Source organism: Helicobacter cholecystus (assembly GCF_003364215.1).
Classification (GTDB): domain Bacteria; phylum Campylobacterota; class Campylobacteria; order Campylobacterales; family Helicobacteraceae; genus Helicobacter_G; species Helicobacter_G cholecystus.
Genome location: NZ_NXLU01000003.1, coordinates 1 through 23524, shown reverse-complemented (window position 1 = coordinate 23524; position 23524 = coordinate 1). Strand labels below are relative to the sequence as shown.

The window sequence follows — 23524 nt, the reverse complement described above, 5'->3', positions numbered from 1 at the left end:
AGTGATGAATATGAAAAATGATTTTAAAACAATCAAGGAAGAGATTTCAAATGATGAAAAAATGCTTGAAGGGATCTTTAGAATTGAAACTTTTATTAAAAAATATAAATTTCTTCTTATTGCTCTAGGAATTGTTTTGTGTGCGTGGATTGCTTATATTTGGACAGAGGATTATTTTAAAGAGCAAAAGGCAATTGCAAGTACAAAATTAATGCAACAAATCCAAGCCAATCCACAAGATACTCAAGCATGGAATAGTCTTAAAGAGAAAAATGACACACTTTATGAGATGCTTAAATTCTCTCAAGCTCTTTTACAAAACAATGCTGATGAACTTGAGGGTTTTATAAAATCAAAAAATACTTTTATTGCTCATTATGCAAATTATGAGGTGGCGACACTTAAAAAAAGTTTTACAACAGATAACTTTGGAGAGTTTTCTCCACTAGCATTGTTGCAAGAAGGTTTCTTAGCTCTTAAAGAAAAAAATCGCACTTTAGCATTACAAAAATTAGCAGAAATTAGTAATGATTCTGATTTGAGAGAATTTGCTAATAGGATAGGACATTATGGGTTGTAAACAAATTTCTTTTTTTGTTTTTACATTTCTGATCTTTTTTGGCTGTTCACAAAAAGAATATTTCAAACCCCTTGAAATTAATGGTGAGATTTCTTTTTCTTCTAAACTTCCCTCAGAGATTGTGAATACTAATATCAATGCTGCAATTTTAAAAAATCGTCAAATCCTTACTCAAGAGGGATTAAGTACTTTTGAATATAAAGAAGATGAAAACTTTGTGGGATATTCTGAGGGGGTGTATTTATTTAATTCTCATTGCCAAGAACTTCTAATTTATGATCAAAGAGGTGGAATTCAAGAGAAATTGCCTATTAATTTTTGTCCAGTCAGTGCAACAATTAAAGGTGATGAAGTTGCTATAGTGGGGAATGAGAATACAATCCATCTTTATAATCTTAAGAGTAAAAAAGAAATTTTTACAAAAAAGACAAATTCTGCAATTGCAGTCAATTCTCTTATTCAAAATCCAGTTTTCTCTAATGGAAAGATTTATTATCCAATGCTTGACGGAAGTGTTGTAATTATGGATAAAACAAGCGGAGAGATTGATAAAACCATAGTGATTGATTCTGCTCCATTTTTCAATAATGTTATTTTTCTTGATGTGAGCAAAGATTTAACACTCATGGCAACAGCAAAGAAGCTCTTAAGTCTTTATGGGGGATCAGATTATGCTTATGATGCTGAAATTAGAGATATTAAGATTAATGCAGATAGAATTTATTTGAGCACACTGGATGGAAGAATTAAGGAACTAGATTTTACCCTCAAGCTTTTAAGAGAGCTTAAATTTCAGTTTGCAAATTTTTCTACAATTAATATCACTGATAATACTTTAAGTGTATTGGAAACAGGATCAGGATATTTAATTAAGATCGATTTAAAAACTTTTACACCCTTAATCTATAAGATCAGCCTCTCAAGAGAGAAAAATATCTTTACTAGAGAAAATCTTTTTTATTATGAGAAAGAAATCTTGGAGTTAAAATGATTCTATGTGATATTGGAAATACTTTTTTGCATTTCTACCAAGATGGAAGAGTATGGAAAGAGAAAGCAAATAAGATTTCAACTCGTCACTTTGAAAATGAAATTTTTTACATTAGTGTCTCTTGCAAATCAGAAGAAAGTTTTTTAAGATGCTTTCCTCATGCTATTTTGCTCGCACCCTATATTGAGCTTGACACTACTTATGTAGGATTGGGAATAGATAGAAAGAGTATTTGCAGTGTGATTGCAGATGGTATTATTGTCGATGCTGGGAGTGCTATTACGATAGATATTATGCAAGATGGCAGTCATCTTGGAGGATACATTTTACCTGGAGTTGGATCCTATTTGAAATTATATTCAGAGATTTCAGAGAGATTGAATCTCATGCCTGATCTCTCTCTTGATTTAGATTTAATGCCTCAAAATACAAAGGAAGCTATTAGTCTAGGGATTTTAAAAAGTATCATAGGGTTTATTCAGGAACAATCATGTGGAAAGAAAATTTATTTTTCTGGAGGGGATGGAAAGTTTTTTTCAAAATTTTTTAAAAACAGTATTTATAACGAAATTTTAGTTTTTAAAGGAATGCTTAAGGCTGTGGAGAAATATCGTGAAATTCATTCTTAGTCTTTTATTTGCTTTAGGGGTAGGGTGGGGAGAGTGGATTATGTTTGCTGATAAACAAGACACCTATCTTTACAATAACCAAACTGGGGAGGTGTATATCCGCTATAAAAAGAATAGAAAAAATTATGAAGATGTGTTTATTAAAATGCCCCATGGAATCTCTCCTGAGCAAATCCAACCTCCACTTAAATCTACGCAAAATGAAAAGAATCATCAAGATGATTTAAAGATGCAAAGTTTAAAAAAAACTCAAGAACTTATGAATGATGCGCTCAAAGGGACATTTTAGTGGAGTTGGATTATTTTTTAGTCTTTAATATCGCCCTCTCTGCTTCATTGGGACATTGTATTGGAATGTGTGGGGGAATTGTGCTTGCACTCAATTCAAAAATTGCACAAAATCATTTTCCAGCTCTACTTTGTAACTTTCTTTATAATATTGGGAGATTGAGTGCATATGTTTTGATTGGAGCTTTGTGTGGGGGAATTGGGATTGTTTTTGAAATTAATCCGCAAATTAAGGGAGCGGCTTTAATTTTTATTGGTTTTTTAACAGGACTTTTTGGTGCCTTGCTGCTTTTTGCACCAAAGCTTTTAAATAAAATTGAACCCTCTATGCCTACAGGTCAAGGTTTAAAATCATTTTTTTTAAAACTTTTAAAATCTCAGAATGTTATGAGTTTTTTTCTTTTAGGACTTTTGAATGGATTTTTACCTTGCGGGATAGTGTATTATTTTGCTTTGATTGCTTTAGCCAGTGGAGGAGTATTCAAAGGAGCAATAATTATGGGAATCTTTGGAGTGAGCACCTTTTTACCTATGCTTTTTGTAGGGATTCTTTCAAGTCTTATACTCAATTCCTCACTTAAAAATATAATGCTTAAAATTTCATCAATTGTTATGATGATCTTTGGTGTTTTTACAATTTATAAGGGTATGAAACTGATTTAAAGGAGGTTAAATGAAGAGAAAGGCTGTATTTTTTGATCGAGATGGAGTGATTAATCTTGATAAGGGATATGTATATTCTCAAAAAGAATTTGAATTCTGCTCAGGAATTTTTAATCTCCTCTCTTACTATAAATCCCAAGATTACCTTTTATTTGTTGTAACCAATCAATCTGGCATTGCTAGGGGGTATTATTCTACTCAGGATTTTTTGGATTTGACTGAATATATGCAATCTGAAATTATGAAGAAACTAGGTTTTGCATTTGATAAGATTTATTTTTGTCCTCATCTTGAGGGGTGTCAATGCAGAAAACCTAAAACAGGAATGTTTGAAGAAGCAAATATGGACTTTAAAATTGATTTTGAAAAAAGTATTATGATTGGTGATAAGCAAAGTGATATGCAAGCTGCACAGTCTATAGGGATTGGAAAGAAGTATTTTTTTTCACTTAAGAAACCTGATTTTAGTGGAATAGACAATCTTATATGGGTCATTGCATTAGCGCAAATCAAAGATTTTGAAGAAAAGGAGAAGAAATAGTGAGATACATTGAGGATACATTAGAGAATAAAAATATTCTTATTACAGGAGGTGCAGGGTTTATTGGAAGCGCCCTAGCATTTTATTTTCAAAAGCATCACCCTAAGGCTAATGTTTATGTACTTGATTGCTTTAGAAATGATGAAACATTTCCAAGTGGCAATTTTAAATCTTTAGGAAGTTTTAAGAATCTTATAGGATTTAAGGGACATGTAATTTGTGAAAATATTAATAATACCCAAGCAATGAGTAAGTTATTTGAAAAAACTAGATTTGATTATGTTTTTCATCAAGCTGCAATTTCTGATACAACTGTGCTTAATCAAGAAATTGTGATGCAAACTAATCATGATTGTTTTCTTCATCTTCTACAATTAACTAGAGAGCAAAATGGAGTAATGATTTATGCCTCAAGTGCAGGAACTTATGGAAACTCTCCAGCACCTAATAAGATTGGAGAGGGTGAAGTGCCGGAGAATGTGTATGGCTTTTCAAAGCTTTGTATGGATGAGAGTGTAAGAAGTATTCTTAAAAATGATCCCAAAACTCCTATTATTGGTCTAAGATTTTTTAATGTTTATGGAGCAAGAGAGTTTTATAAAGGCAAAACAGCCTCTATGATTCTTCAACTTTCTCTCCAAGCAATGCATCATAAAAAAGTTAGACTTTTTAAATATGGTGAGCAAAAAAGAGACTTTGTTTATATTGAAGATGTGATTCAGGCTAATATTTTGGCAATGAAGGCACAAAAAGGTGGGGTTTATAATGTTGGGAGTGGAAAGGCAAGATGTTTTAATGATATTGTCGAAAGGATTCAATACCATTTCGGTGAATTTGAAGTGGAATATATTGACAATCCTTATACTTTCTATCAAAACTATACAGAAGCAGATATTTCATTAAGCACGCAAGATTTGGGATATCACCCTAGATTTAGTTTGCAAGAGGGAATTGATGACTATATGCCTGAGATTAAGGCAATTTATGCAAGGGAGAAGAAGTGTCTTTAAAAACTCCAAAAATCCTTGTAATTGGGGATTTAATGTTGGATCATTATATTCTGGGGGATTGTTCTAGAATTTCTCCAGAGGCTCCTGTTCAAGTTGTAGAGGTTACAAAAGAGCAAAATCGTCTGGGTGGAGCGTGTAATGTTGCCCATAATTTGATTGCATTGGGAGCTAAAGTAGAGCTTTGTGGCGTAATAGGAGAAGATAAGGCAGGAGAGATGCTTTTACAAGATGCCAAAAACCTAGGCATTGGTGTAAAGCATATCTATAAAGACAAGAAACGCCAAACAACACAAAAAAGTAGAATCTTGGTTTCAAATCAGCAAATTTTACGTGTAGATAGAGAGAATAAAGATGATCTTTGTGATAAAATTTTGCAATCTTTATATCATGGAGTTTGCTCTGAGATTACAGAATGTGATGGTCTGATTCTCTCAGATTATGGTAAGGGAGTTTTAAGCAAGAGCATGTGTAAAAAACTCATCTCACTTGCTAATGAATATCAGAAAGTTGTCCTTTGTGATCCAAAAGGGAGTGATTATAGTAAGTATAAATATGCAACACTCCTTACCCCAAACAAAAAAGAAGCCAAGGAAGCCACAGGTATTGAGATTAATAATAAAGAAAATCTTTTGCTTGCTTTAAATACACTTAAAGAGCAATGTAATCTTTTGTACCCCTTAATCACCTTAAGTGAAGATGGGATTGGAATCTTAGAAGATGGGGAATTAAAAATTTTTCCAACACTTGCCCAAGAAGTTTATGATGTTACAGGAGCTGGAGATACAGTAATTGCTTCGCTTGGCTATATGCTTGCACAAGGACAGAATATAAAAGAGGCAGTAAAATTTGCTAATAGTGCAGCAGCTGTTGTTGTTGCAAAAGTAGGAAGTGCTGTTGCAACACAAGAGGAAATTGGTCGGTTTCACCACCAAGAATATGCACATAGCAAGATTCTTGCTTGTGCAAAACAACTTCCTCAAAATTCAAATATTGTCTTTACAAATGGATGTTTTGATATTTTGCACAAAGGTCATGTGAGTTATTTGCAAAAGGCAAAAAAACTAGGGGATATTTTAGTAGTAGGATTGAATTCTGATTCTTCAGTCAGAGCATTGAAAGGAGAGAATAGGCCCATTAATTCCCAAGAAGATAGGGCATTTCTTTTAGCATCTTTAGAGTGTGTGGATTATGTGATTATTTTTGATGAGCTTACTCCCTATGAGCTAATTAAATCCATTTCTCCAAAAATCTTGGTAAAGGGAGCAGATTATAAGGGAAAAGAGGTTATAGGGAGCGAGTTTGCTCAAGAGGTAAAACTCATTGATTTTGTTGAAGGTAAAAGCACAACAAATCTCATCAAAAAAATCAAAGGATAAAATATGCAAGAATTTCAAGAACATATTCAAGTTGCTCAACTTACAAGTGAAAAAATGGGAACAAAAATTGAGATCCTCGCTCAGCATTGTGTAGAAGTGTTAAAAAGTGGAGGAAAGATTCTCATCTGTGGAAATGGTGGAAGTGCTGCTGATGCACAGCATTTTAGTGCAGAACTTACAGGAAGATATAAGAGTGAAAGAATGGGATTGCCTGCAATTGCATTGAGTACAGATACTTCAGCCTTGAGTGCAATTGGTAATGATTATGGATTTGAGCATGTGTTTTCAAGACAGGTTCAAGCACTGGCTAAAAGTGATGATATGATTTTTGCAATCTCTACAAGCGGAAATTCTATGAATGTGATTAATGCTTTAAAGGAGGGGAGAAAAAGAGGGTGTCATTGTGTGGGATTAAGTGGAAAAGATGGAGGAGAAATGAATGAGTGGTGTGAACCCAATATTATCATTCCTAGCTCAGATACGCCACGTATCCAAGAGATGCATATTCTCATTATCCACTACATTTGCCAAAAGATTGACGAGGCTTTCAGTGGAAGATAATGCACTTAAATCTCCACGTCTTAGCTCAGTTCTACTTAGGAAAATCTTTGTTTCTGCTTCGATTAGAAGATGGAATGATCAAGCTTGTCCAGTAGAATTTGTGGAGCTTGATAAGCAAGCGCATAAAATGGTGATTGCCTATTTTCTTGCACGTTATGAAGAGCATTGTAGAGGGAGTAAGATTGACTGGGAGAAGTTAATTTACTTTTTTTGCTTTGAGTTTTTTGAACGTATGGTGCTTACAGATATTAAACCTCCCGTATTTCATAAGCTTCAAAAACATCATCGTAATGAATTGGCTGATTTTGTTATAGAGGCTTTAAGAGAGGATCTTGAGCCCTATGGTTTGCTCACTTTGTTGCAAGAGTATCTCAAAAATCCTCCAAAGTGCATTGAAAGGGATATTTTAAGAGCTTCACATTTTTATGCATCAAAGTGGGAGTTTGATATTATCTATAATTTTAATCCCAAGATGTATGGTGTAGAGAATATTAAAAACATCATTAATACAGAAGTTGAGCAGTTTTATTATTTAGCTGGAATGAGTGAGATTGTGCTTTACCAAAAGAGTCAAGAAGTGATTGATATGTTTGGACAATTAAGATTCCAAAAGCGTTGGAGTCAAACCCCACGCGTTCCTGAAACAAGTGTCTTAGGTCATACGCTTGTAGTGGCTATGAGTGCATACCTGCTTAGTCTTGATTTAGGAGTTTGTGAGCAAATGAGGATCAATCACTTTCTTTGTGGACTTTTCCATGATTTGCCAGAGATTCTTACAAGAGATATTATTTCTCCTATTAAACATAATGTTAAAGGGCTTGATGAGCAAATTAAAAAAATTGAAAAAGAAGCAGTAGAAGAGAAAATTTTGGCTAATGTGAGTACAAATATTAAAGATGATGTGATTTATTTCACTCAAGATGAGTTTAGTAATCGCTATAAAATTGAGCATTTTGTCTATCGCGTAGAGAGTGGTGAGGAGTTTTTAAGCAAATATGATAAAGATGAATTTGATCCAGTATGTGGCGAGTTTTTAAAGTTTTGCGATCATTTAAGTGCATATTTGGAAGCTAAGATCTCTATTGCCCATGGAATTTCAAGTCAAGACTTACTTCAAGGCTCAGAGGGTATTTATCAGAAATGTTGCAATAAAGTGATGAGAGGGGTGGATTTGGGAAAAATTATCAGGGATTTTAGATAATCCCTATTACTCTTTATCTATGCGTGTTTTGCATTTAATGCATTCATAAATCTCCCTACCTCTATAAGTTCTTTGTGCAACCATGTATCCACATTCTGGACATTTAGGTTGTGCAATGGGTTCAAATTTTGAAATAAAGGTGCATTTTGGATAATTGCCACATCCAAAAAAGGTTCCCCTTCTGCTATTTCTTTGAAGAATTTCTCCACCACATTCTGGACATTTAATCTCAAGGGCTTGCGGGTGGATAGGGTGAAGGGGTTTTGCATTTTTACATTTTGGGTAGCCACTACAAGCAAGAAATTCTCCTCTTCTACCCATTTTTTTAACCATTGCACTTCCGCATTTCTCACAAACTCCCAAATCTTCTTGGACTTGAGTGATGGAGAGTGGATCATCTTTTTTGATATATTTACATTTTGGGTAGCCGCTACAAGCAATAAATTCACCATATCGCCCATTTCTCTTAATTAAGGGGCTTCCACATTCTGGGCAATCTTCTCCTGTAGGAATTGCAATTTTTTGTGAAGGAATGGAGTTTTTTCCCTCAATAAGCTTTTGTTCAAATGGTTCATAAAATCTCCATAAAACTTCTTGCCATTGCTCTTTTTTCTCGGCGATATCATCAAGTTCTTCTTCAAGCTTGGCAGTAAAATGGCTATCTACAATCTCATTAAAATGTTCTTCTAGCATTTGTGTTACTTTAAATGCACTTTGAAGGGCAAAAATTTGCTTTTTTTCTACCTTAATGTATTCACGACTAGAAAGAAGGGAGATCGTAGGTGCATAGGTGCTTGGTCGTCCAATTCCTAGACTTTCCATTGTTTTAATTAAACCTGCTTCAGAATATCTTGAAGGTGGTTCTGTGAAATGCTCTTTGCTAGAGATATTTTTAGGCTCAATAATTTCACCTTCTTTAAGCTCTGGGAGAAGTCTATCTTTATCTTCACTTCCAATAATTTTATGAAATCCCTCAAACACAAGGCGACTACCGCTGGCTTTAAACACTCCATGATCTGAGGCAATCAATAAAGTCTGACTTTCAAATTCTGCATCTGTACTTTGAGAGGCTAGAAAGCGATTATAAATAAGCGTATATAGCTTATATTCATCATTGCTTAAAAACTCTTTTGCAAGAGAAGGGGTAAAATCAAGATTTGTAGGACGAATTGCCTCATGTGCTTCTTGCGCTCCCTTACTTTTTGTAGTGTAATTTTTGGGCTTACTGGGAACGAAATCTTTTCCATAATTTTGGAATAACACTTCTTTAGCCTTTTCTTGTGCTTCTTTAGCAATATTAAGACTATCTGTTCTCATATATGTAATTGCTCCCATCATTCCTGCGTGCGTTTGTACTCCCTCATAGAGTTTTTGTGCTAAATTCATTGTTTTTTTGGGGGAGAAACCAAGAAGATTTGATGCACTTTGCTGAAGTGTTGAAGTCATAAAGGGGGGTGGTGTAGAGGTTTTTTTACTTTTTTTACTGATTTCTTTAACATGATAATGCTCTTTTTGTAAAACCTCAAGCATTTTTTTTACTTTATTTTCATCTTGAAGAGAAAGTTTTTCAAGTTTTTCTCCATCATACTCTATAAGTTCAGTATTGAGTTTATGTGCAAACTCTGCATTGATGCTAAAATACCTTATAGGCTTAAAGGCTTCTATCTCTCTCTCACGATCAACCACAATTTTAAGTGTGCTGCTTTGAACTCTTCCTGCACTTAAACCTTTTTGAATTTTATTGGCTATTAAACTGCTCAGTTTAAAACCCACAATTCTGTCTAAAAGTCGTCTAGCTTGCTGTGCATCGACTTTATTCATATCAATATGTCGTGGAGTTTGCAATGCATGGGTAATTGCACTTTTGGTGATTTCATGAAAAACAATACGCGGATAATCTTTTGCTTCTCCCCCAATAGCTTGCGTAATATGATATCCAATAGCTTCTCCTTCACGATCTTCATCGGTTGCAATATAAATTTGATTAGATTTTTTTGCAAGGGATTTGATTTTTTCTACAATATCCTTATGATCGCTTGAAATGACATAATCAGGAATAAATTCCTTATCTTTAATTTTAATTCCAAATTTGTTTTGCGGTAAATCACGAATATGTCCCTTACTTGCAATAACTTCATAATCTTTTCCTAAAAAGTTGGCAATTGTTTTTGCTTTTGCAGGGGACTCAACAATAATTAGATTTTTCATAATGAACTCTTTATATTGAAATTTTTTATACATTATAAAAGGCTTTTGTGAAATTATGGATGCAATGAGATGAGAAAATATATTTTTTTCCACAAAATAGGTATTTTGATAAAGTTGGAATACTAGTTGCTTTTTATCCTCATGTAAAAACTTTTTTAGTAAGGATACAACATGGGTTTTAGGATAAATACAAATGTGGCGGCGCTCAATGCTCATACCATTGGCGTTCAGAATAATCGTGCGATCGCTTCTTCACTTGAGCGACTCAGTTCAGGTTTGCGTATCAATAAGGCAGCAGATGATGCTTCTGGTATGGCAATTGCTGATAGTTTGAGATCTCAAAGTGAGAGCTTGGGTCAAGCAGTCAAAAATGCCAATGATGCTATTGGTATGATTCAAGTTGCTGATAAAGCAATGGATGAGCAGATTAAAATCTTGGATACAATCAAAACAAAGGCAATTCAAGCTGCTCAAGATGGTCAAACTACTGAAACAAGAAAAGCACTTCAAGCTGATATCACAAGATTGCTTGAAGAATTGGATAATATTGCTAATACAACAAGCTTTAATGGTCAGCAAATGCTTTCTGGTGCTTTCACTAATAAAGAATTCCAAATTGGTGCTTTCTCAAATACAACAATTAAAGCCTCTATTGGTGCAACAAGCTCAGATAAGATTGGCCATGTAAGAATGGAAACTTCTTCAGTGACTGCTGATGGAATGAAAGCAAGTGCTGCTGCAAAAAATTTAACCGAGGTATCTTTTAATTTTAAAGAAGTTAATGGAACGGAAGAATATGCAATTGAAACAGTTAGAATTTCAAATTCAGCAGGAACAGGTATTGGAGTGCTTAGTGAAGCAATCAATCGCTATTCAGATAAGCTTGGTGTAAGAGCAAGCTGGAATGTTGTGGCAACAGGTGGCTCTCCTGTACAATCAGGAACAGTACGAGGGCTAACAATCAATGGTGTAAATATTGGGACAATCAATGATGTTCAAAAAAATGATGCCGATGGAAAACTCATCAATGCTATTAATGCCGTAAAAGATTCAACAGGTGTTGAGGCATTTATGGATATCACAGGAAGAATTAATGTAAAGAGTATTGATGGAAGAGCGATTTCGATTCAAACAACGAGTGCGAGCGGTGCAGTATTTGGAGGAGGAAACTTTGCGGGAATCTCCGGAACAAATCATGCAATTGTGGGACGTCTCACTCTTGTTCGAACCAATGCTAGAGATATCGTCATAAGTGGAACAAACTTTAGTCATGTTGGATTCCATTCTGCTCAAGGTGTTGCAGAAGCAACCATTGCATTGCGTTCTTTAATGGGTGACTTTAATGCTAATATTGCCTCAGCATCAGGAGCAAATGCAAATGCAGCACAAGCTGCACTCAATTCTCAAGGCCTTAGTTCAGGTGTTACAAGCTTAGAAGGCGCAATGATTGTTATGGATATGGCAGAGTCTGCAAGAATTCAGCTTGATAAGATTAGATCAGATATGGGTTCTGTACAAAATCAACTCACATCAACAATTAATAATATTTCTGTAACTCAAGTGAATGTTAAGGCAGCTGAATCTCAAATTAGAGATGTTGACTTTGCTGCAGAATCAGCAACATTCTCAAAACATAACATTTTGGCACAGAGCGGAAGCTATGCAATGGCACAAGCCAATGCAGTGCAACAAAATGTTCTTAAACTTCTTCAATAATCTTTATCCCTCTTATGGGGGGATATCTTATCTCTAAGGCTTTATTATGAAAGATTTTTTCCAAAGCAATCTTGCTTCTATTGCAATTAAAAATCCTGCACTTGCACTCTTACTTCAAGCTCATAAACCTAATCAATCTTTTGAAGTTTTTATGGGTGAAGATATTGCAAACTATAATATTTTTGATTGCAAGAGAGAGAAGCCCCTATATCTCACAAGTCCTCTTGAAGAGAATATGAAGAGATTTGAGGAGTTGAGTGAATATGCTTATTATCCTTATATGTATTTCTATGGAATAGGAAATGGGGTGCTCTATAAGCTTCTTTTAGGAAATGAGATTGTTAAAAGAATTGTAGTGATTGAGCCTGAACTTGAGATTTTATTTATTGCAATGCATTTTATTGATTTTTCTTCTGAGATTTTGGAAGGAAAGCTTGTTTTGCTTTGGGGTGAGAAAGTAGATTATCAAGCTGTACTCAATCTTTTTGATCAAGATAAACACTCCAAACTTTATGCAAAAACTTATATGCTTGAAGCTTGCAGTGCTTATTATTATGAAAACCATGATGAAGAACTCCATGCACTGAATTTGCATTTCATCAAGGCAATTGAACATATGGTAGTTTCTGTAGGAAATGATGCACATGATGCGATTGTAGGAATTGATCATCATATACAAAATCTCCCAGCCTCTCTGCATTCTCCAAGTTTAGTTGAGCTGATTACCCAGCTTAGAGGAAGAGACACAGCTATTATTGTTGCCACAGGACCAAGTCTCTATAAGCAACTCCCATTACTTAAAGAAATTGCCCCTTATGCAACACTTTTTTGTATTGATGCATCTTTTCCCATTCTTTATAAACATGGAATTAAACCTGATGTTGTCCTTTCTCTTGAGAGGGTAGAGGCTACAGCAAAATTTTATGAAGATACTCCAAAGGAAGCTTTTGAGGGGGTAGTGTTTGCACTCACTTCAATTGTACATCCAAGATTAAAAAAGGCAGTAGAAGAGAAAGGGGGGCTTATTCAATATAGTTTTCGTCCTTTTGGATATACGACTTATTTTGGAATCAATGAATATGGTTATATTGGGATTGGAATGAGTGCTGCAAATATGGCATATGAAATGGTTGTGCATTCAAGATTTAAACGCTGCATTATTATTGGGCAAGATCTTGCATTCGGTGAGGATGGAAGTTCTCATTCTCAAGATGCTCTCTATGGTTCTCATGAAATTAAGCCAAAAGATCAGAAAGTATTTGTCACCAAATATGGCGGAGGAGGAGAGATAGAAAGCACAATAGTTTGGAGAATGTTCTTAAATTTCTATGAACGAGATATTGCCAATACTCCTTATAATCTTGAAGTGATTAATTCCACTGAAGGGGGTGCAAGGATAGAGGGGACACAAGAAATCCCATTTGCCAAAGCAATTTCTCTAATTCCAAGGGAGTCTAAACCTAAACTTGTTTTAAATTTCCCTACACAAGAGCTTATAGAGCAAAATATGCAGACTATTTCTAAGAGGTGCAAAATGTGGCTTAGAGAGGGTAGGACTAAACAGAAAAGAATCGAAAAAGTCTTTTTAAAAGTTGCAGAGTTTTGTGAAGAGCTAGAAAAACTTAATGATGAAAATAAGCTTGAAACAATTGATTATAAGAGAATGGATAAGCTCAGTCAAGAGATTGAAAAAGTCAAAGAATACTTTAAAGATCCTATCTTCTCCGCTACGTTTATTGACGCTCTACAATCTTATATCTTTCATCAAGAAATGGATATTGCTAAAGTGCTTGTAAGAAATACTTCAGATGAAATGCAAAGAAGAGCCAAACAAATTGAACTGATTTTTTTACATAAATATTGGCTTTTTTCTCTTGCGGGAGGAATGGATAGTGTGCTTGAAGTAGTTAAAAGGGCAAGTAAAAGCTGGGGTAGGGGAAAATAATCCTTAAAGTAGAAAAACTAGAGATCAACAATGTTGCATCTATAATACCGCAATTTGTATATGATCTATAGATATAGTTGCGACCTTATATCTATTTTTTATCTCATAACTTGATAAAAACTTATCTTTTAATTAAATTTTATATACTTTAAATTATCCTTATTAACTAGATATAGAATAAGATAAATTTATCATAAGTTTTCTTTAAATAAAAGCTCAGTATATACTTTTATATCTTCTAAATTATTGATATAGCATAAAGATCCTATTTGATTTTAAATTTAAGATTCTATCTTTTTAGATCAAATATTTTTTAATAGAATAGATAGTTTTTTTATATATTGATTATTACAATATTGCATTGAGAGATATAAAAAGAAATTTATCCCATTAAAAAAAGGTTTTTATTTTTTTAAAATATTAAAGATATAATTTTTAGGTTATTCCAAATAATTATTTTATTTAGGAGTTTCTATTAAAAATTTTATTAAGAGGGTATTTATGCGGTATGTATATTTGATTTTTGCAACCTTTTTCTTTCTGGCGTGTTCCTCAAAACCAGAGATTTCAAAGTCAAGTCTTTTGTCTGAAAGTCAAAAAGATTTAGGGATAGGATTGAGTCCAACACCTCCACCTAATCTTGAGATACCTAATGAAAAATCAAGACAAAAATTTATGCAATCACAAATGCAAAAAACAAAAATTCCTGTTATAGGTTCTGGTAATAATGCTAATAATGCACCAAAAATAGATAAAAATGCCTCTAATCCTGTATCAATCATGTCTTCTTCTGGTGGACTCTTAACGCTTTGGGCTTTAAAACCAAGGAATTGGGTATGGGGATACACACCTCTTGATGCGCAAAGTTTTCATCAAGCACCCTTTTGGCGCATCATTAATTTTCCAAATGGGCAAGTGATGATTAAAAATGAAGAAAAAGGGACTTGTCTTCAAGCATATGGAAATGGTGCAATTCATGAAGTGTGCAATGAAAATAATCCAGAGCAATTTTGGGTTTTAAACTTTTTTGATAATCAGGCAGTGCAGATTCAAAATGTTGGCACAAAAGCTTGTTTGCAAACCCCAACTAATCGTTCAACAAGTTACTACAGTATCTACTTGACAAAATGTGCAATCAATGAACCTAATCTTGATCAGCAATGGTATATCACTCCCATTATAGACAATGCCCCACCCATTTTTGTAACAAACCCAAATTAATAGAGAAAAGGAACGATGATGAAAGTACTGTTATGCTTTTTTATAAGTTTTGGCCTTGCTTTAGCTAATCTTGAGGATTATAGAGTAAGCACTTGGAATTTGCAAGGTTCTTCGGCAAATACAGAAAGTAAATGGAATGTCAGCGTCAGACAACTCATTACAGGAGATAATCCCGCCAATATTCTTATGATACAAGAAGCAGGTGCTGTTCCTGCAAGTGCTAGAAGAACAGGCAGAATCATCCAACCCGGTGGTACACCTGTAGAAGAGTTTACTTGGGAGCTTGGCACATATTCTAGACCTAATATGGTATATATTTATTATGCTCCTCTTGATGTAGGGGCAAGAAGAGTAAATCTTGCCATAGTCTCCAATGTCATGGCTGATGAAGTCTTTGTAGTGCGTCAAAATACTGTAGCAACAGATGCTTCACGTCCAGCCATAGGCATTCGTATTGGTAATGATGTATTTTTTAACATTCATGCCTTGGCAAATGGTGGCGGTGATGCCCCTGCTTTAGTGAGCGCAGTGCATGATACTTTTATTAATATGCCTCAAATCAATTGGCTCATTGCAGGTGATTTTAATCGCGACCCAGCACTCTTGCAAGCTGGGCTTGATACAAGAATTACCAATCACATCCGCATTGCTGCACCAAATTCAGCCACACATTTTAGCTCTCGTGGTGCAAATAGAACGCTTGATTATGCAGTGGTGGGCAGATCAAGCTCTGAGCGCTCTGCTTTAACCTTGCCACAAATTACTGCATTGCTTATAGCAGCTAGCATACGTGCACATCTCTCATCAGATCATGTTCCTGTGCATTTTGGACGTTTTTAGGAGGCAGAATGAAAAAAATTATCTTATTGTTTGCTTTAATTTTAAATTTTATGCATGGAGTCAATCCTGAGGATTTGCCTGATTTCACTGCACCATTTTCTTTAAGAAATGTGATGACAGGGGATTTGCTTGCTCCAGATTCTAAAAGACCTAATTGGAATCTTAAGCAGGTGATTCTTGATGAAGAGATTACTAAAAGTGATCCTTTTGCTAGCTTTAATTTAGGGGCTATGCAATTTGTCAATACAGAAGATCCAAGTTTATGTTTAGGGATTGATGAAAGTGGATTTTTTGCACTTAAGTCTTGTGAGGAGGACTTAAAAAGTAAAAAGCTTGAAACCGTATTTACAATTATTCCCACAACAACTGCTGCAGTGCAAATCCGGTCCTTTGTTTTGGATAAAACAGAATGCATTGCAGCATTTTTTAATCCAAGATTGCCTACAGGAAGAGGCATAGGGATTTCCCCTTGTGATGTAGATAGATTATTTCGTATCGATATGCGCAATTTAATGCTTATTCTTCCTCCTCTTATTGAGGCAAAAACAATTAATCCTTAAGAAGGAGGATAGGGGGTGATAAAAAAAGATTTAACTATAAGATCAATAAAAGGCCAGGGGAGCAAAGAGGACTTTTATCTTTATTTTATGGTGTTCCCCCTTTTCTTCAAAAGTGCAGGGATGAGAGTAATGGGGGGTCTTGCTATTCCACTCTTGTAGATTATCAATAATCTGTGCAATCTCCTTATTCTCCTTATCATTTTGTGCGTAAAGCTTGGGGTAAATCAGCCATATCTCTTGTGCCTTATAATAATGAGCGTAGGCAAAGAGTTGATAGAGATCAGCTTGAGCAATTCCGTGTTTTTTGTCATCAGCATTTTTAAGGACTTTCCACTTGGTATCTGCAATAATAATACTTCCATCTTCTTTTTGGATATGCAAATCAGGTTTAAGATTAAAGCGAGGATGATAAGAAACGTTGTTTTCTAAGTAGTATAAAAATTGATCGGACTTTTGGGGAGTGATAGTGTGAGCTTGGATGTTGCAAGTTTTAAGCATAAAAGCCACATAGGATTCAAAGAGCTTCTCCATAGGGAAGAGGAGGGCATAGGCTTGACTCTCTCCACTATAAGGGGTAAAACTTTTATTTTTCAAAAAGAGTTTGCACCATTCCATAAGTATTTCATAGTAGGAAAAATGCCTAGAGTTAGTGCAGAAAAGAAAATCTGCATCAATATTGCTACTGCTTGGAATCTCTTCAAATGCTTCAAGGCATTGATTGATAAGTGCATAGGTGGAATGAGAAGTAGAGAAAGTAGCGATAAGCTTTAAAGTAGATTTGATGAGGCGATTAGGTGCGATATTGGCAATATATTCATCACTGCTTGTATAAAAACGCTCTTTATGCACAAAATTATGGCGAATCTGCCTATCAAAAAGAAGTTTACCTTTAAGATAAGTTCTATTATTCTCTATGGCAACATAATCGTGTCTTATACCCCTTTTGCAAACTTCTAAAAGTTCCTTACAAAACATTTTCATAAAGATTTCTAGCAATGGAGTATATGTAGTGCTAAGTGAGGAGAGATTGTTCGATTTGGGTAAGTTTTTGAGTAACCCTAAGCAAAAGAGCAGGAAGTTTTGAGCGGATTGCTTGGGGGAATTAAAGAGGGAGAAATCTTGAATTTTAGGAGGAGTGCCATTAAATTGTTTCTCAAAGCTCTCAAGTATGAAAAATTTCTTAAGAGCCTCTTTGTTTGTCTTTTTGCTCTCTTTGAGTTTTGCCTTTTCCTCATCTTTCTCATCGCTTAGAGCTATACTTGTAAAACACTTTGGCAAAATCTCTAGTGTGCCGTATTGAGTTTGAATCACGCCTACATAGTTTTGGGCTTTGAGCTTGTGTTTATTATAGTGTTTAAGGAATTTGTAATTGTCTTCGTGGGATTTTTGAAACTCCTCTAGGGCTTTGAAAAACTTTTTAGCTCTCTGCTCAACTCCCTTGCACTCCTCACTCTTGTGTTTTGTCCAAGCTTTAGCAATCTCCTCAATCCCAAAGATTTGATGTTCGATGATTGTATAAGTTAGAGGCTTCACTGATCTTACTTATTCTCATTGTCTTGATTTTGTGAGGAATGAGTAGGGGAATAAATCTTGATGTAGGTTTGTGGGTCATCCCAAACCCTATCATTTTTTGCAGTGATTTTGAAAATCTTTTTCTCAAATCCTTTGTCATCGATAAATTTTTGAAACTTTTCCATAGTCAAATATTCTGTCTTACTCTCTGCTTGTATCATTTCATTACCATTTAGAACCGCATCAATTGCCTCATAGTCATTGTAGAAATATTCTTGAAGTAGGGGAATGATTTTATTTTGGAATATTCCTTTAAGTTGTTCTAGGATTATTTTCCCTTCGTATTCTTTGTTTTCACTTAGGAAAAAGGTATGCCCGATAGTTTTCTCTCTATCATAAAGAAATTCAATTCTTTGATTGATTGCTTCTAGGAGTTCTTTTAGATTAATTTTTGTATCTTCACCCTCATCATATACCCTAAGATTTATCAATGTTTGAGAATCAGGCATCATCTCAATAAACTCAAATCTTCTTCTTAATGCTGTATCTAGGCTGGTAATACTTCTATCAGCAGTATTCATTGTTCCGATGATATAGAGATTTTTTGGCACTCCAAAGCTATCACTGCTATAGGGAAGTGTTACTCTAAGCTCCTCATCTGCTCCAATCCTCTTACTTGGTTCAATAAGGGTAATCAACTCTCCAAAAATCTTACTGACATTCCCACGATTAATTTCATCAATGATGAGGATATAGGGTTTGAGCTCAGATTTTTTCTTTTCTTGATTATAGGGGTGAAACTCTTGTTTTTCAAATTCTTGGAGCTTTTCATAAAGTTTAAAATAATAAATAGCATTGCCATGCCACAATGAGGTGGATTCATATGTGGGTTTAATGTCTTTGTAATTTTTAATTTTTCCTTGTTTAAAATCTTGATAATCTCTTAAGAATATTTTTAAACTTAAATTCTGCAAAGATTGTGGATTTACACCAATGCCAATGGAGTAGATTTTTCCACTTTTTTCAAGATTAATTGAGCAAATTTTCATACTTTTATAGAAAGTAATATTCTCCCCTTGGTCCAACTTTTCTTTTAAAGAAAGAGCATAGGCTTGAAATAATTCTTCAAAATTAGAGGATTGGTGAGATTCTTGACTTTCTTGATAATTTGCTAATGCCTTTTTGCAAATCTCTCTAAAAATTCCATTTTGCACTTCATAGATCATATTATTTTCTTCACTCATCACGGGTTTAATCCCCTCCACAAATTCCTCATATCCATAGCTTTGATGAAAGGTAACAAACTCGATTTGTCCTTTTGATTTGTAATCTTCAAAGAGTTTTTTTAACTCTTGTCGATTCTTGGATTTTGTATCCTCTCCTAGAATTTCTAGTGCTTTTTTAATTGTGTCATAAGTTTTCCCCGTTCCTGGAGGTCCATAGAGGATTTGATTGAGTGGGAGTGGTGTTTGTGAGTTTTTAGATATTGTGCTTTTTCTTGAAAAATTATTTGATGCAATAGAAGTAGAGGTATTGAGAATATCATCAAATACAGAAGCATAAGAAGGGTAAGTTGCTTTTCCTTCTGAGCAGTATCTTTTAAAATCATTTTTGCCAAGATAAACGAAACTTGATTTTTCACCTTGAGAGATAACATTAATACTATTTTTTTCTTTTGATTTAAGGACATAGAATTTTGATCCTTCAGGTGTGAACAGAGTTTTAATTTTTTCTCCTTTTTGGATTAAATCCTCAAGCTGAAGATAGGTTTGATTATTATAGGGATAGAGTTGTGATGTATAGGTATCATAGATATTGTAATCCAGAGAATTTGTTTCATTTGTTGTTTGATATTGATGGGACATTTTTACTCCTTCATTTTTATATGGCTTTTATGTAAGTGGTAAAACATATTCTTAGGGATTTTTGCATTATTTTTATTAAAATTTACTGAATTAATCCAAATAAAAAATAAGGGATTTAATAAAATATAACTTTGGTTACAACCAATTTAGTTTTTATCTCTTAGTTAGTGGGAAAGTAGGGGGATAGGATTTTGTGTGAAGTTAATGTGTGGGAATATGGAGTGAGAATTTGCGATGATATAAATGTTTAGAAATTTTTTTGCCTAAATTAAACTTCAAGACTTATCTCAAGAGCATTCACTCCTCCCCATTTCCTCCCATAGCCTCACTTTGGGCGTGTGCAATGAGTGGATTGATGACTTCATCGAGCCTTCCCCCAAGCATCACTTCTTCTAAGCTGTAAAGCGTGAGATTAATTCTATGATCTGTAAGACGATTTTGAGGGTAATTATAAGTGCGGATTCTCTCACTTCTATCCCCACTTCCCACTTGAGATTTTCTAGCCTCAGCATTTTGGCTTCTTTGTGCTTCAAGCTCAGCTTCATAAATACGCGCTTTAAGGATTTTTAGGGCTTTGTCTTTATTTTTATGTTGGGACTTTTCATCTTGCATGGATACGCTAATTCCTGTAGGAATATGAGTGATTCTTACAGCTGAATCTGTGGTATTGACACATTGTCCTCCGTGTCCTCCTGCTCGAAAAACCTCGATTTTGAGATCATTTGGATTGATAGAAACCTCTACATCATCCACCTCTGGCATAATTGCCACAGTCACAGCAGAGGTATGCACACGTCCTTGAGATTCGGTCTCTGGCACTCTTTGCACTCGATGTGTCCCTCCTTCATATTTGAGCTTAGAATACGCTCCATTTCCCTTAATGAGTGCGATAACCTCTTTATATCCTCCCACATTATTTTCACTAGAGCTCATGATCTCTACTTTCCATTTTTGTAAATCCGCATAGCGACAATAGGCCTTAAAAAGATCTCCTACAAAGATCCCTGCCTCATCTCCTCCTGTTCCTGCACGAATCTCAAGATAGATATTTTTATTATCGTTGGGATCTTTGGGGATAAGAAGGACTTTTATCTCTTCTTCTAATTGGATTTTTTTCTCTTCTAAACTTTTGATTTCTTCCTTGGCAAGCTCTCCTAATTCCTTGTCCTCTAATAAAAGTTTGTTTTCTTCAATCCCTTCTAAAGTGCAGATATATTCTTTTGCACTTTGAGCAATGGGAGAAATATCGCTTTGTTCTTTGCTTAATGCAGTGAGAGTTTTGACATCATTGATGACTTCTTGAGAGGAGAGTAATTGTGTAATTTCTTCATAGCGTGCAATAATGGGTTTTAGTTTTTCTACAAGCATGATATAGCCTTGAGAGTAAAATAAAGATTAAGCAGGAGCAAACCTGCCTAAGAGAATAAATTATGCAGATTGAAGGGCGAATTTTTTTACATATGCATTAAGTCGGCTAACTTTGCGTGATGCTGTATTTTTCTTTAAAATCCCCTTGCTTACAAATTTATGAAGCTCTTTATTGGCGATTTTAAGACTTTCTTGAGCTTTTGTCAGATCTTTAGAAGCCACTGCTTCTTTTACAGCACGGATAATGTTTTTCATTCTTGTTCTGTAATAACGATTTCGCTCTGTTCTTTTAATTGTTTGTCGAATTCTTTTTTCCGCTGATTTATGGTTTGCCATTTTGAATGTAATCCTTTTTTTGTAGAATTAAAGGCAAAATTATGCCTTGATTTTTGAAAAAAAGCTAGGAAAATCTAATATTTTTGGAGAAAAAATGAAAATTTTTGGCACAGATGGAGTAAGGGGAAAAGCAGGGGTGGATATTACACCTTTTAAAGTGATGAAACTCGGCATTGCTTCTGGAGTGTATTTTCGTAAGAATTCTATTACAAATAAAATTTTAGTGGGTAAAGATACACGACGTAGTGGTTATATGATAGAAAATGCTCTGGTTTCAGCTCTCACTTCTGTAGGTTATGATGTTATTCAGATTGGACCTATGCCCACCCCTGCAATTGCATTTTTAACGGAAGATTTACGATGTGATGCTGGGATTATGATCTCAGCAAGTCACAACCCTTATGAAGATAATGGAATTAAATTTTTTAATCGCTTTGGATACAAACTCAGTGAAGAGGCAGAGAGAGAAATTGAAAAGATATTTAATGATACACAGGGCTTGGAGCAATATCTTAAGAGTGGTTTTGAAATAGGAAGCTCAAAGAGAATTGATGATGTAGTGGGACGATATATTGTGCAGATTAAAAACTCTTTTCCAAAAGATCTTAATTTGCAAGGAACAAGGATTGTACTTGATGTAAGCAATGGTGCAGCATATCGTGTTGCTCCTACAATTTTCCAAGAATTGGGCGCTGATGTTGTGGTGCTTAATGATGAGCCAAATGGATTTAATATTAATGAGCAGTGCGGTGCTCTGCATCCACAAGGATTAGCAAAGGCAGTCAAGCAATACCGCGCAGATGTGGGATTTGCATTTGATGGTGATGCAGATAGATTAGTAGTTGTAGATGAGAAGGGAAGTGTGATTGATGGGGATAAACTTTTAGGAGCCCTAGCACTTTATTTAAAAGAAAATCAAATGCTCAAAAACCCAAAAATTGTTGCCACTTTGATGAGTAATCTTGCCTTTGAAGAGTTTTTAGCTCAAAATGGGATTGAATTAGTAAGGTGTGGAGTAGGGGATAAATATGTATTAGAAGAGATGCAGCGTTATGATTTGAGTTTTGGGGGAGAGCAGAGTGGGCATATTATCTTTGGTGATTATGCAAAAACGGGAGATGGACTTGTGAGTGCATTGCAGGTGATGGCAATGATTAAGCGTGCAAATAAAAGTGCAAGTAAGATTCTTAATCCTTTTTCACTCTATCCGAGTAAGCTTGTCAATCTTAATGTGGCTTCAAAAGAGGAATTGAGTTCACTTAGAGGGTTTCAAGAGAAAATCCAAAAGATTGAAAATCAGAAAATGCGGCATCTTATTCGCTACTCAGGTACAGAAAATAAACTTAGAATCCTTTTAGAGGGAAAGAGTGAAAAAGTGCTTTTAGAGATGATGGCAGAGCTTGAGGCATACTTTAAAGAAAGTTTAGGTGAGGCATAGTTAGACCCCCCCCCCTTTTTTTTTCTACAGACAATATTTAGAATTCTCACTTAGAAGAACTCCTTAAAACATTGAGGGAAATCTTTTTTCTTATTCTTGAACTAATGCGCAAAATGACCTTTTATCTCTCTAGGGGTTTGTGGAGATTATTTTGGATTAAAAACTTAGCATCTGGCCTCCACCCCTTTATGATAGGAGACAATGTATGTTTATTTAGGGATTGTTGGTGTCTATTGTATAAAAAAGATAGAAGTGCAAGAAGACTCAAAGAAAATTGCAATGATGGGGATGGGGGCTTTGTGTTTATTTCATAGAGGATTGTTAATATCTTCTAAACTCTCTACTCCATTGATTACACCGCAAAGAAGAAGTAGCATTAGAGAGGAGAGAAGAATTTTCTTGAAGTAGGAGAGTAGGGGAGGACTGATTTAAAATAGAAACATCTTCAGAGGATAGAAAGAGGGATTCACTTAAAGCAATGGCAATCTTTGCATGAGGATTAAACTGCCTATACTTGGGAGAGTAAAGAGGGAGGAAGAGAAAGAGAAGACTAGGCCATTAGGATTCTTTGGGAGTAGGGGATTTGGAAATATTGAAAGGAGATTTTTTGCCATATTGATATTCCCATAAAAGTTGTGCTACAGAGTGCAGGTCGTTATTGATTGCTGCTGCTAA

General features: G+C 34.8%; 21 protein-coding genes. 16 read left to right on the top strand and 5 right to left on the bottom strand.

What is annotated here, in order from left to right; all coding sequences use genetic code 11:
• Positions 1-4 precede the first annotated feature (4 nt).
• Genes CQA62_RS03505 through CQA62_RS03460 form a run of 10 tightly spaced genes read left to right on the top strand, consistent with a single transcriptional unit; the run spans position 5 to position 7840 of the window.
• Positions 5-580 carry a hypothetical protein gene (locus tag CQA62_RS03505; RefSeq protein WP_104725057.1) on the top strand — a complete coding sequence of 192 codons (576 nt, stop codon included), beginning with the start codon at positions 5-7 and terminating at the stop codon, positions 578-580.
• Positions 570-1571, top strand: coding sequence for a hypothetical protein (locus CQA62_RS03500; protein WP_104725056.1), 1002 nt, complete (start codon positions 570-572; stop codon positions 1569-1571). The genes CQA62_RS03505 and CQA62_RS03500 overlap by 11 nt, the downstream gene beginning before the upstream one ends.
• Complete coding sequence (locus CQA62_RS03495; protein WP_104725055.1) at positions 1568-2200, top strand: type III pantothenate kinase; 633 nt, start codon at positions 1568-1570, stop codon at positions 2198-2200. Before CQA62_RS03500 ends, CQA62_RS03495 begins: the two co-directional genes overlap by 4 nt.
• Positions 2184-2489 (top strand): hypothetical protein, encoded by a 306-nt coding sequence (locus CQA62_RS03490; protein ID WP_232006806.1) that lies wholly within the window; start codon positions 2184-2186, stop codon positions 2487-2489. The genes CQA62_RS03495 and CQA62_RS03490 overlap by 17 nt, the downstream gene beginning before the upstream one ends.
• Positions 2490-2494: 5 nt before the next feature.
• Complete coding sequence (locus tag CQA62_RS03485; protein WP_126498334.1) at positions 2495-3151, top strand: sulfite exporter TauE/SafE family protein; 657 nt, start codon at positions 2495-2497, stop codon at positions 3149-3151.
• A gap of 10 nt (positions 3152-3161) precedes the next feature.
• The gene (locus CQA62_RS03480; protein WP_104725053.1) at positions 3162-3692 is read left to right on the top strand and encodes a D-glycero-alpha-D-manno-heptose-1,7-bisphosphate 7-phosphatase; all 531 of its coding nucleotides are present in this window, start codon (positions 3162-3164) and stop codon (positions 3690-3692) included.
• Positions 3692-4702, top strand: coding sequence for an ADP-glyceromanno-heptose 6-epimerase (rfaD, locus tag CQA62_RS03475; RefSeq protein ID WP_104725052.1), 1011 nt, complete (start codon positions 3692-3694; stop codon positions 4700-4702). Before CQA62_RS03480 ends, rfaD begins: the two co-directional genes overlap by 1 nt.
• A 32-nt stretch (positions 4703-4734) precedes the next feature.
• Complete coding sequence (gene rfaE1 / locus CQA62_RS03470) at positions 4735-6078, top strand: D-glycero-beta-D-manno-heptose-7-phosphate kinase (protein WP_232006854.1); 1344 nt, start codon at positions 4735-4737, stop codon at positions 6076-6078.
• A 3-nt stretch (positions 6079-6081) separates the two neighbouring features.
• The gene (gene gmhA, locus CQA62_RS03465; RefSeq protein ID WP_104725050.1) at positions 6082-6639 is read left to right on the top strand and encodes a D-sedoheptulose 7-phosphate isomerase; all 558 of its coding nucleotides are present in this window, start codon (positions 6082-6084) and stop codon (positions 6637-6639) included.
• Positions 6629-7840 (top strand): HD domain-containing protein, encoded by a 1212-nt coding sequence (locus CQA62_RS03460; RefSeq protein WP_104725049.1) that lies wholly within the window; start codon positions 6629-6631, stop codon positions 7838-7840. Before gmhA ends, CQA62_RS03460 begins: the two co-directional genes overlap by 11 nt.
• Positions 7841-7846: 6 nt before the next feature.
• On the opposite strand, the gene topA is transcribed toward CQA62_RS03460, so the two are convergent.
• Positions 7847-10048: a type I DNA topoisomerase gene (topA, locus tag CQA62_RS03455; protein ID WP_104725048.1), complete on the bottom strand. Its 2202-nt coding sequence runs from the start codon at positions 10046-10048 to the stop codon at positions 7847-7849.
• Positions 10049-10219: 171 nt separating this feature from the next.
• On the opposite strand from topA, the gene CQA62_RS03450 reads away from it, so the two are divergent.
• The 5 genes from CQA62_RS03450 to CQA62_RS03430 all read left to right on the top strand — a co-directional run bounded on the left by CQA62_RS03450 (position 10220) and on the right by CQA62_RS03430 (position 16330).
• Positions 10220-11764: a flagellin B gene (locus CQA62_RS03450; RefSeq protein WP_104725047.1), complete on the top strand. Its 1545-nt coding sequence runs from the start codon at positions 10220-10222 to the stop codon at positions 11762-11764.
• 46 nt (positions 11765-11810) lie between these two features.
• Complete coding sequence (locus CQA62_RS03445) at positions 11811-13709, top strand: motility associated factor glycosyltransferase family protein (protein WP_104725046.1); 1899 nt, start codon at positions 11811-11813, stop codon at positions 13707-13709.
• Positions 13710-14210: 501 nt separating this feature from the next.
• Positions 14211-14930, top strand: coding sequence for a cytolethal distending toxin subunit A/C (locus CQA62_RS03440; protein WP_104725045.1), 720 nt, complete (start codon positions 14211-14213; stop codon positions 14928-14930).
• An 18-nt stretch (positions 14931-14948) separates the two neighbouring features.
• On the top strand, positions 14949-15770 hold the full coding sequence (locus tag CQA62_RS03435) for a cytolethal distending toxin subunit B family protein (RefSeq protein WP_104725044.1): 822 nt from the start codon (positions 14949-14951) through the stop codon (positions 15768-15770).
• Between the two features lie 8 nt (positions 15771-15778).
• On the top strand, positions 15779-16330 hold the full coding sequence (locus CQA62_RS03430; RefSeq protein ID WP_104725043.1) for an RICIN domain-containing protein: 552 nt from the start codon (positions 15779-15781) through the stop codon (positions 16328-16330).
• Between the two features lie 42 nt (positions 16331-16372).
• Here the strand turns inward: CQA62_RS03430 and CQA62_RS03425 are convergent, their stop codons facing one another.
• From CQA62_RS03425 to rpsT, 4 genes are all read right to left on the bottom strand, one after another.
• Positions 16373-17863, bottom strand: a complete 1491-nt coding sequence (locus CQA62_RS03425) for an McrC family protein (protein ID WP_104725042.1) — start codon at positions 17861-17863, stop codon at positions 16373-16375.
• A 5-nt stretch (positions 17864-17868) separates the two neighbouring features.
• Entirely contained in the window at positions 17869-19707 is a 1839-nt protein-coding gene (locus CQA62_RS03420; RefSeq protein WP_232006804.1) for an McrB family protein, read from the bottom strand.
• Positions 19708-20004: 297 nt separating this feature from the next.
• Positions 20005-21075, bottom strand: coding sequence for a peptide chain release factor 1 (gene prfA / locus CQA62_RS03415; protein ID WP_104725041.1), 1071 nt, complete (start codon positions 21073-21075; stop codon positions 20005-20007).
• 60 nt (positions 21076-21135) lie between these two features.
• Complete coding sequence (gene rpsT, locus CQA62_RS03410; protein WP_104725040.1) at positions 21136-21411, bottom strand: 30S ribosomal protein S20; 276 nt, start codon at positions 21409-21411, stop codon at positions 21136-21138.
• A gap of 94 nt (positions 21412-21505) precedes the next feature.
• On the opposite strand from rpsT, the gene glmM reads away from it, so the two are divergent.
• Entirely contained in the window at positions 21506-22849 is a 1344-nt protein-coding gene (gene glmM / locus CQA62_RS03405) for a phosphoglucosamine mutase (protein ID WP_104725151.1), read from the top strand.
• Positions 22850-23524 lie beyond the last annotated feature (675 nt).

Coding starts and splice junctions, on each gene's coding strand:
- CQA62_RS03505 (WP_104725057.1), top strand. CDS start 5: ATGAATATGAAAAATGATTTTAAAACAATCAAGGAAGAGATTTCAAAT.
- CQA62_RS03500 (WP_104725056.1), top strand. CDS start 570: ATGGGTTGTAAACAAATTTCTTTTTTTGTTTTTACATTTCTGATCTTT.
- CQA62_RS03495 (WP_104725055.1), top strand. CDS start 1,568: ATGATTCTATGTGATATTGGAAATACTTTTTTGCATTTCTACCAAGAT.
- CQA62_RS03480 (WP_104725053.1), top strand. CDS start 3,162: ATGAAGAGAAAGGCTGTATTTTTTGATCGAGATGGAGTGATTAATCTT.
- rfaE1 (WP_232006854.1), top strand. CDS start 4,735: ATGTTGGATCATTATATTCTGGGGGATTGTTCTAGAATTTCTCCAGAG.
- gmhA (WP_104725050.1), top strand. CDS start 6,082: ATGCAAGAATTTCAAGAACATATTCAAGTTGCTCAACTTACAAGTGAA.
- topA (WP_104725048.1), bottom strand. CDS start 10,048: ATGAAAAATCTAATTATTGTTGAGTCCCCTGCAAAAGCAAAAACAATT.
- CQA62_RS03450 (WP_104725047.1), top strand. CDS start 10,220: ATGGGTTTTAGGATAAATACAAATGTGGCGGCGCTCAATGCTCATACC.
- CQA62_RS03445 (WP_104725046.1), top strand. CDS start 11,811: ATGAAAGATTTTTTCCAAAGCAATCTTGCTTCTATTGCAATTAAAAAT.
- CQA62_RS03440 (WP_104725045.1), top strand. CDS start 14,211: ATGCGGTATGTATATTTGATTTTTGCAACCTTTTTCTTTCTGGCGTGT.
- CQA62_RS03435 (WP_104725044.1), top strand. CDS start 14,949: ATGAAAGTACTGTTATGCTTTTTTATAAGTTTTGGCCTTGCTTTAGCT.
- CQA62_RS03430 (WP_104725043.1), top strand. CDS start 15,779: ATGAAAAAAATTATCTTATTGTTTGCTTTAATTTTAAATTTTATGCAT.
- CQA62_RS03420 (WP_232006804.1), bottom strand. CDS start 19,707: ATGTCCCATCAATATCAAACAACAAATGAAACAAATTCTCTGGATTAC.
- prfA (WP_104725041.1), bottom strand. CDS start 21,075: ATGCTTGTAGAAAAACTAAAACCCATTATTGCACGCTATGAAGAAATT.
- rpsT (WP_104725040.1), bottom strand. CDS start 21,411: ATGGCAAACCATAAATCAGCGGAAAAAAGAATTCGACAAACAATTAAA.
- glmM (WP_104725151.1), top strand. CDS start 21,506: ATGAAAATTTTTGGCACAGATGGAGTAAGGGGAAAAGCAGGGGTGGAT.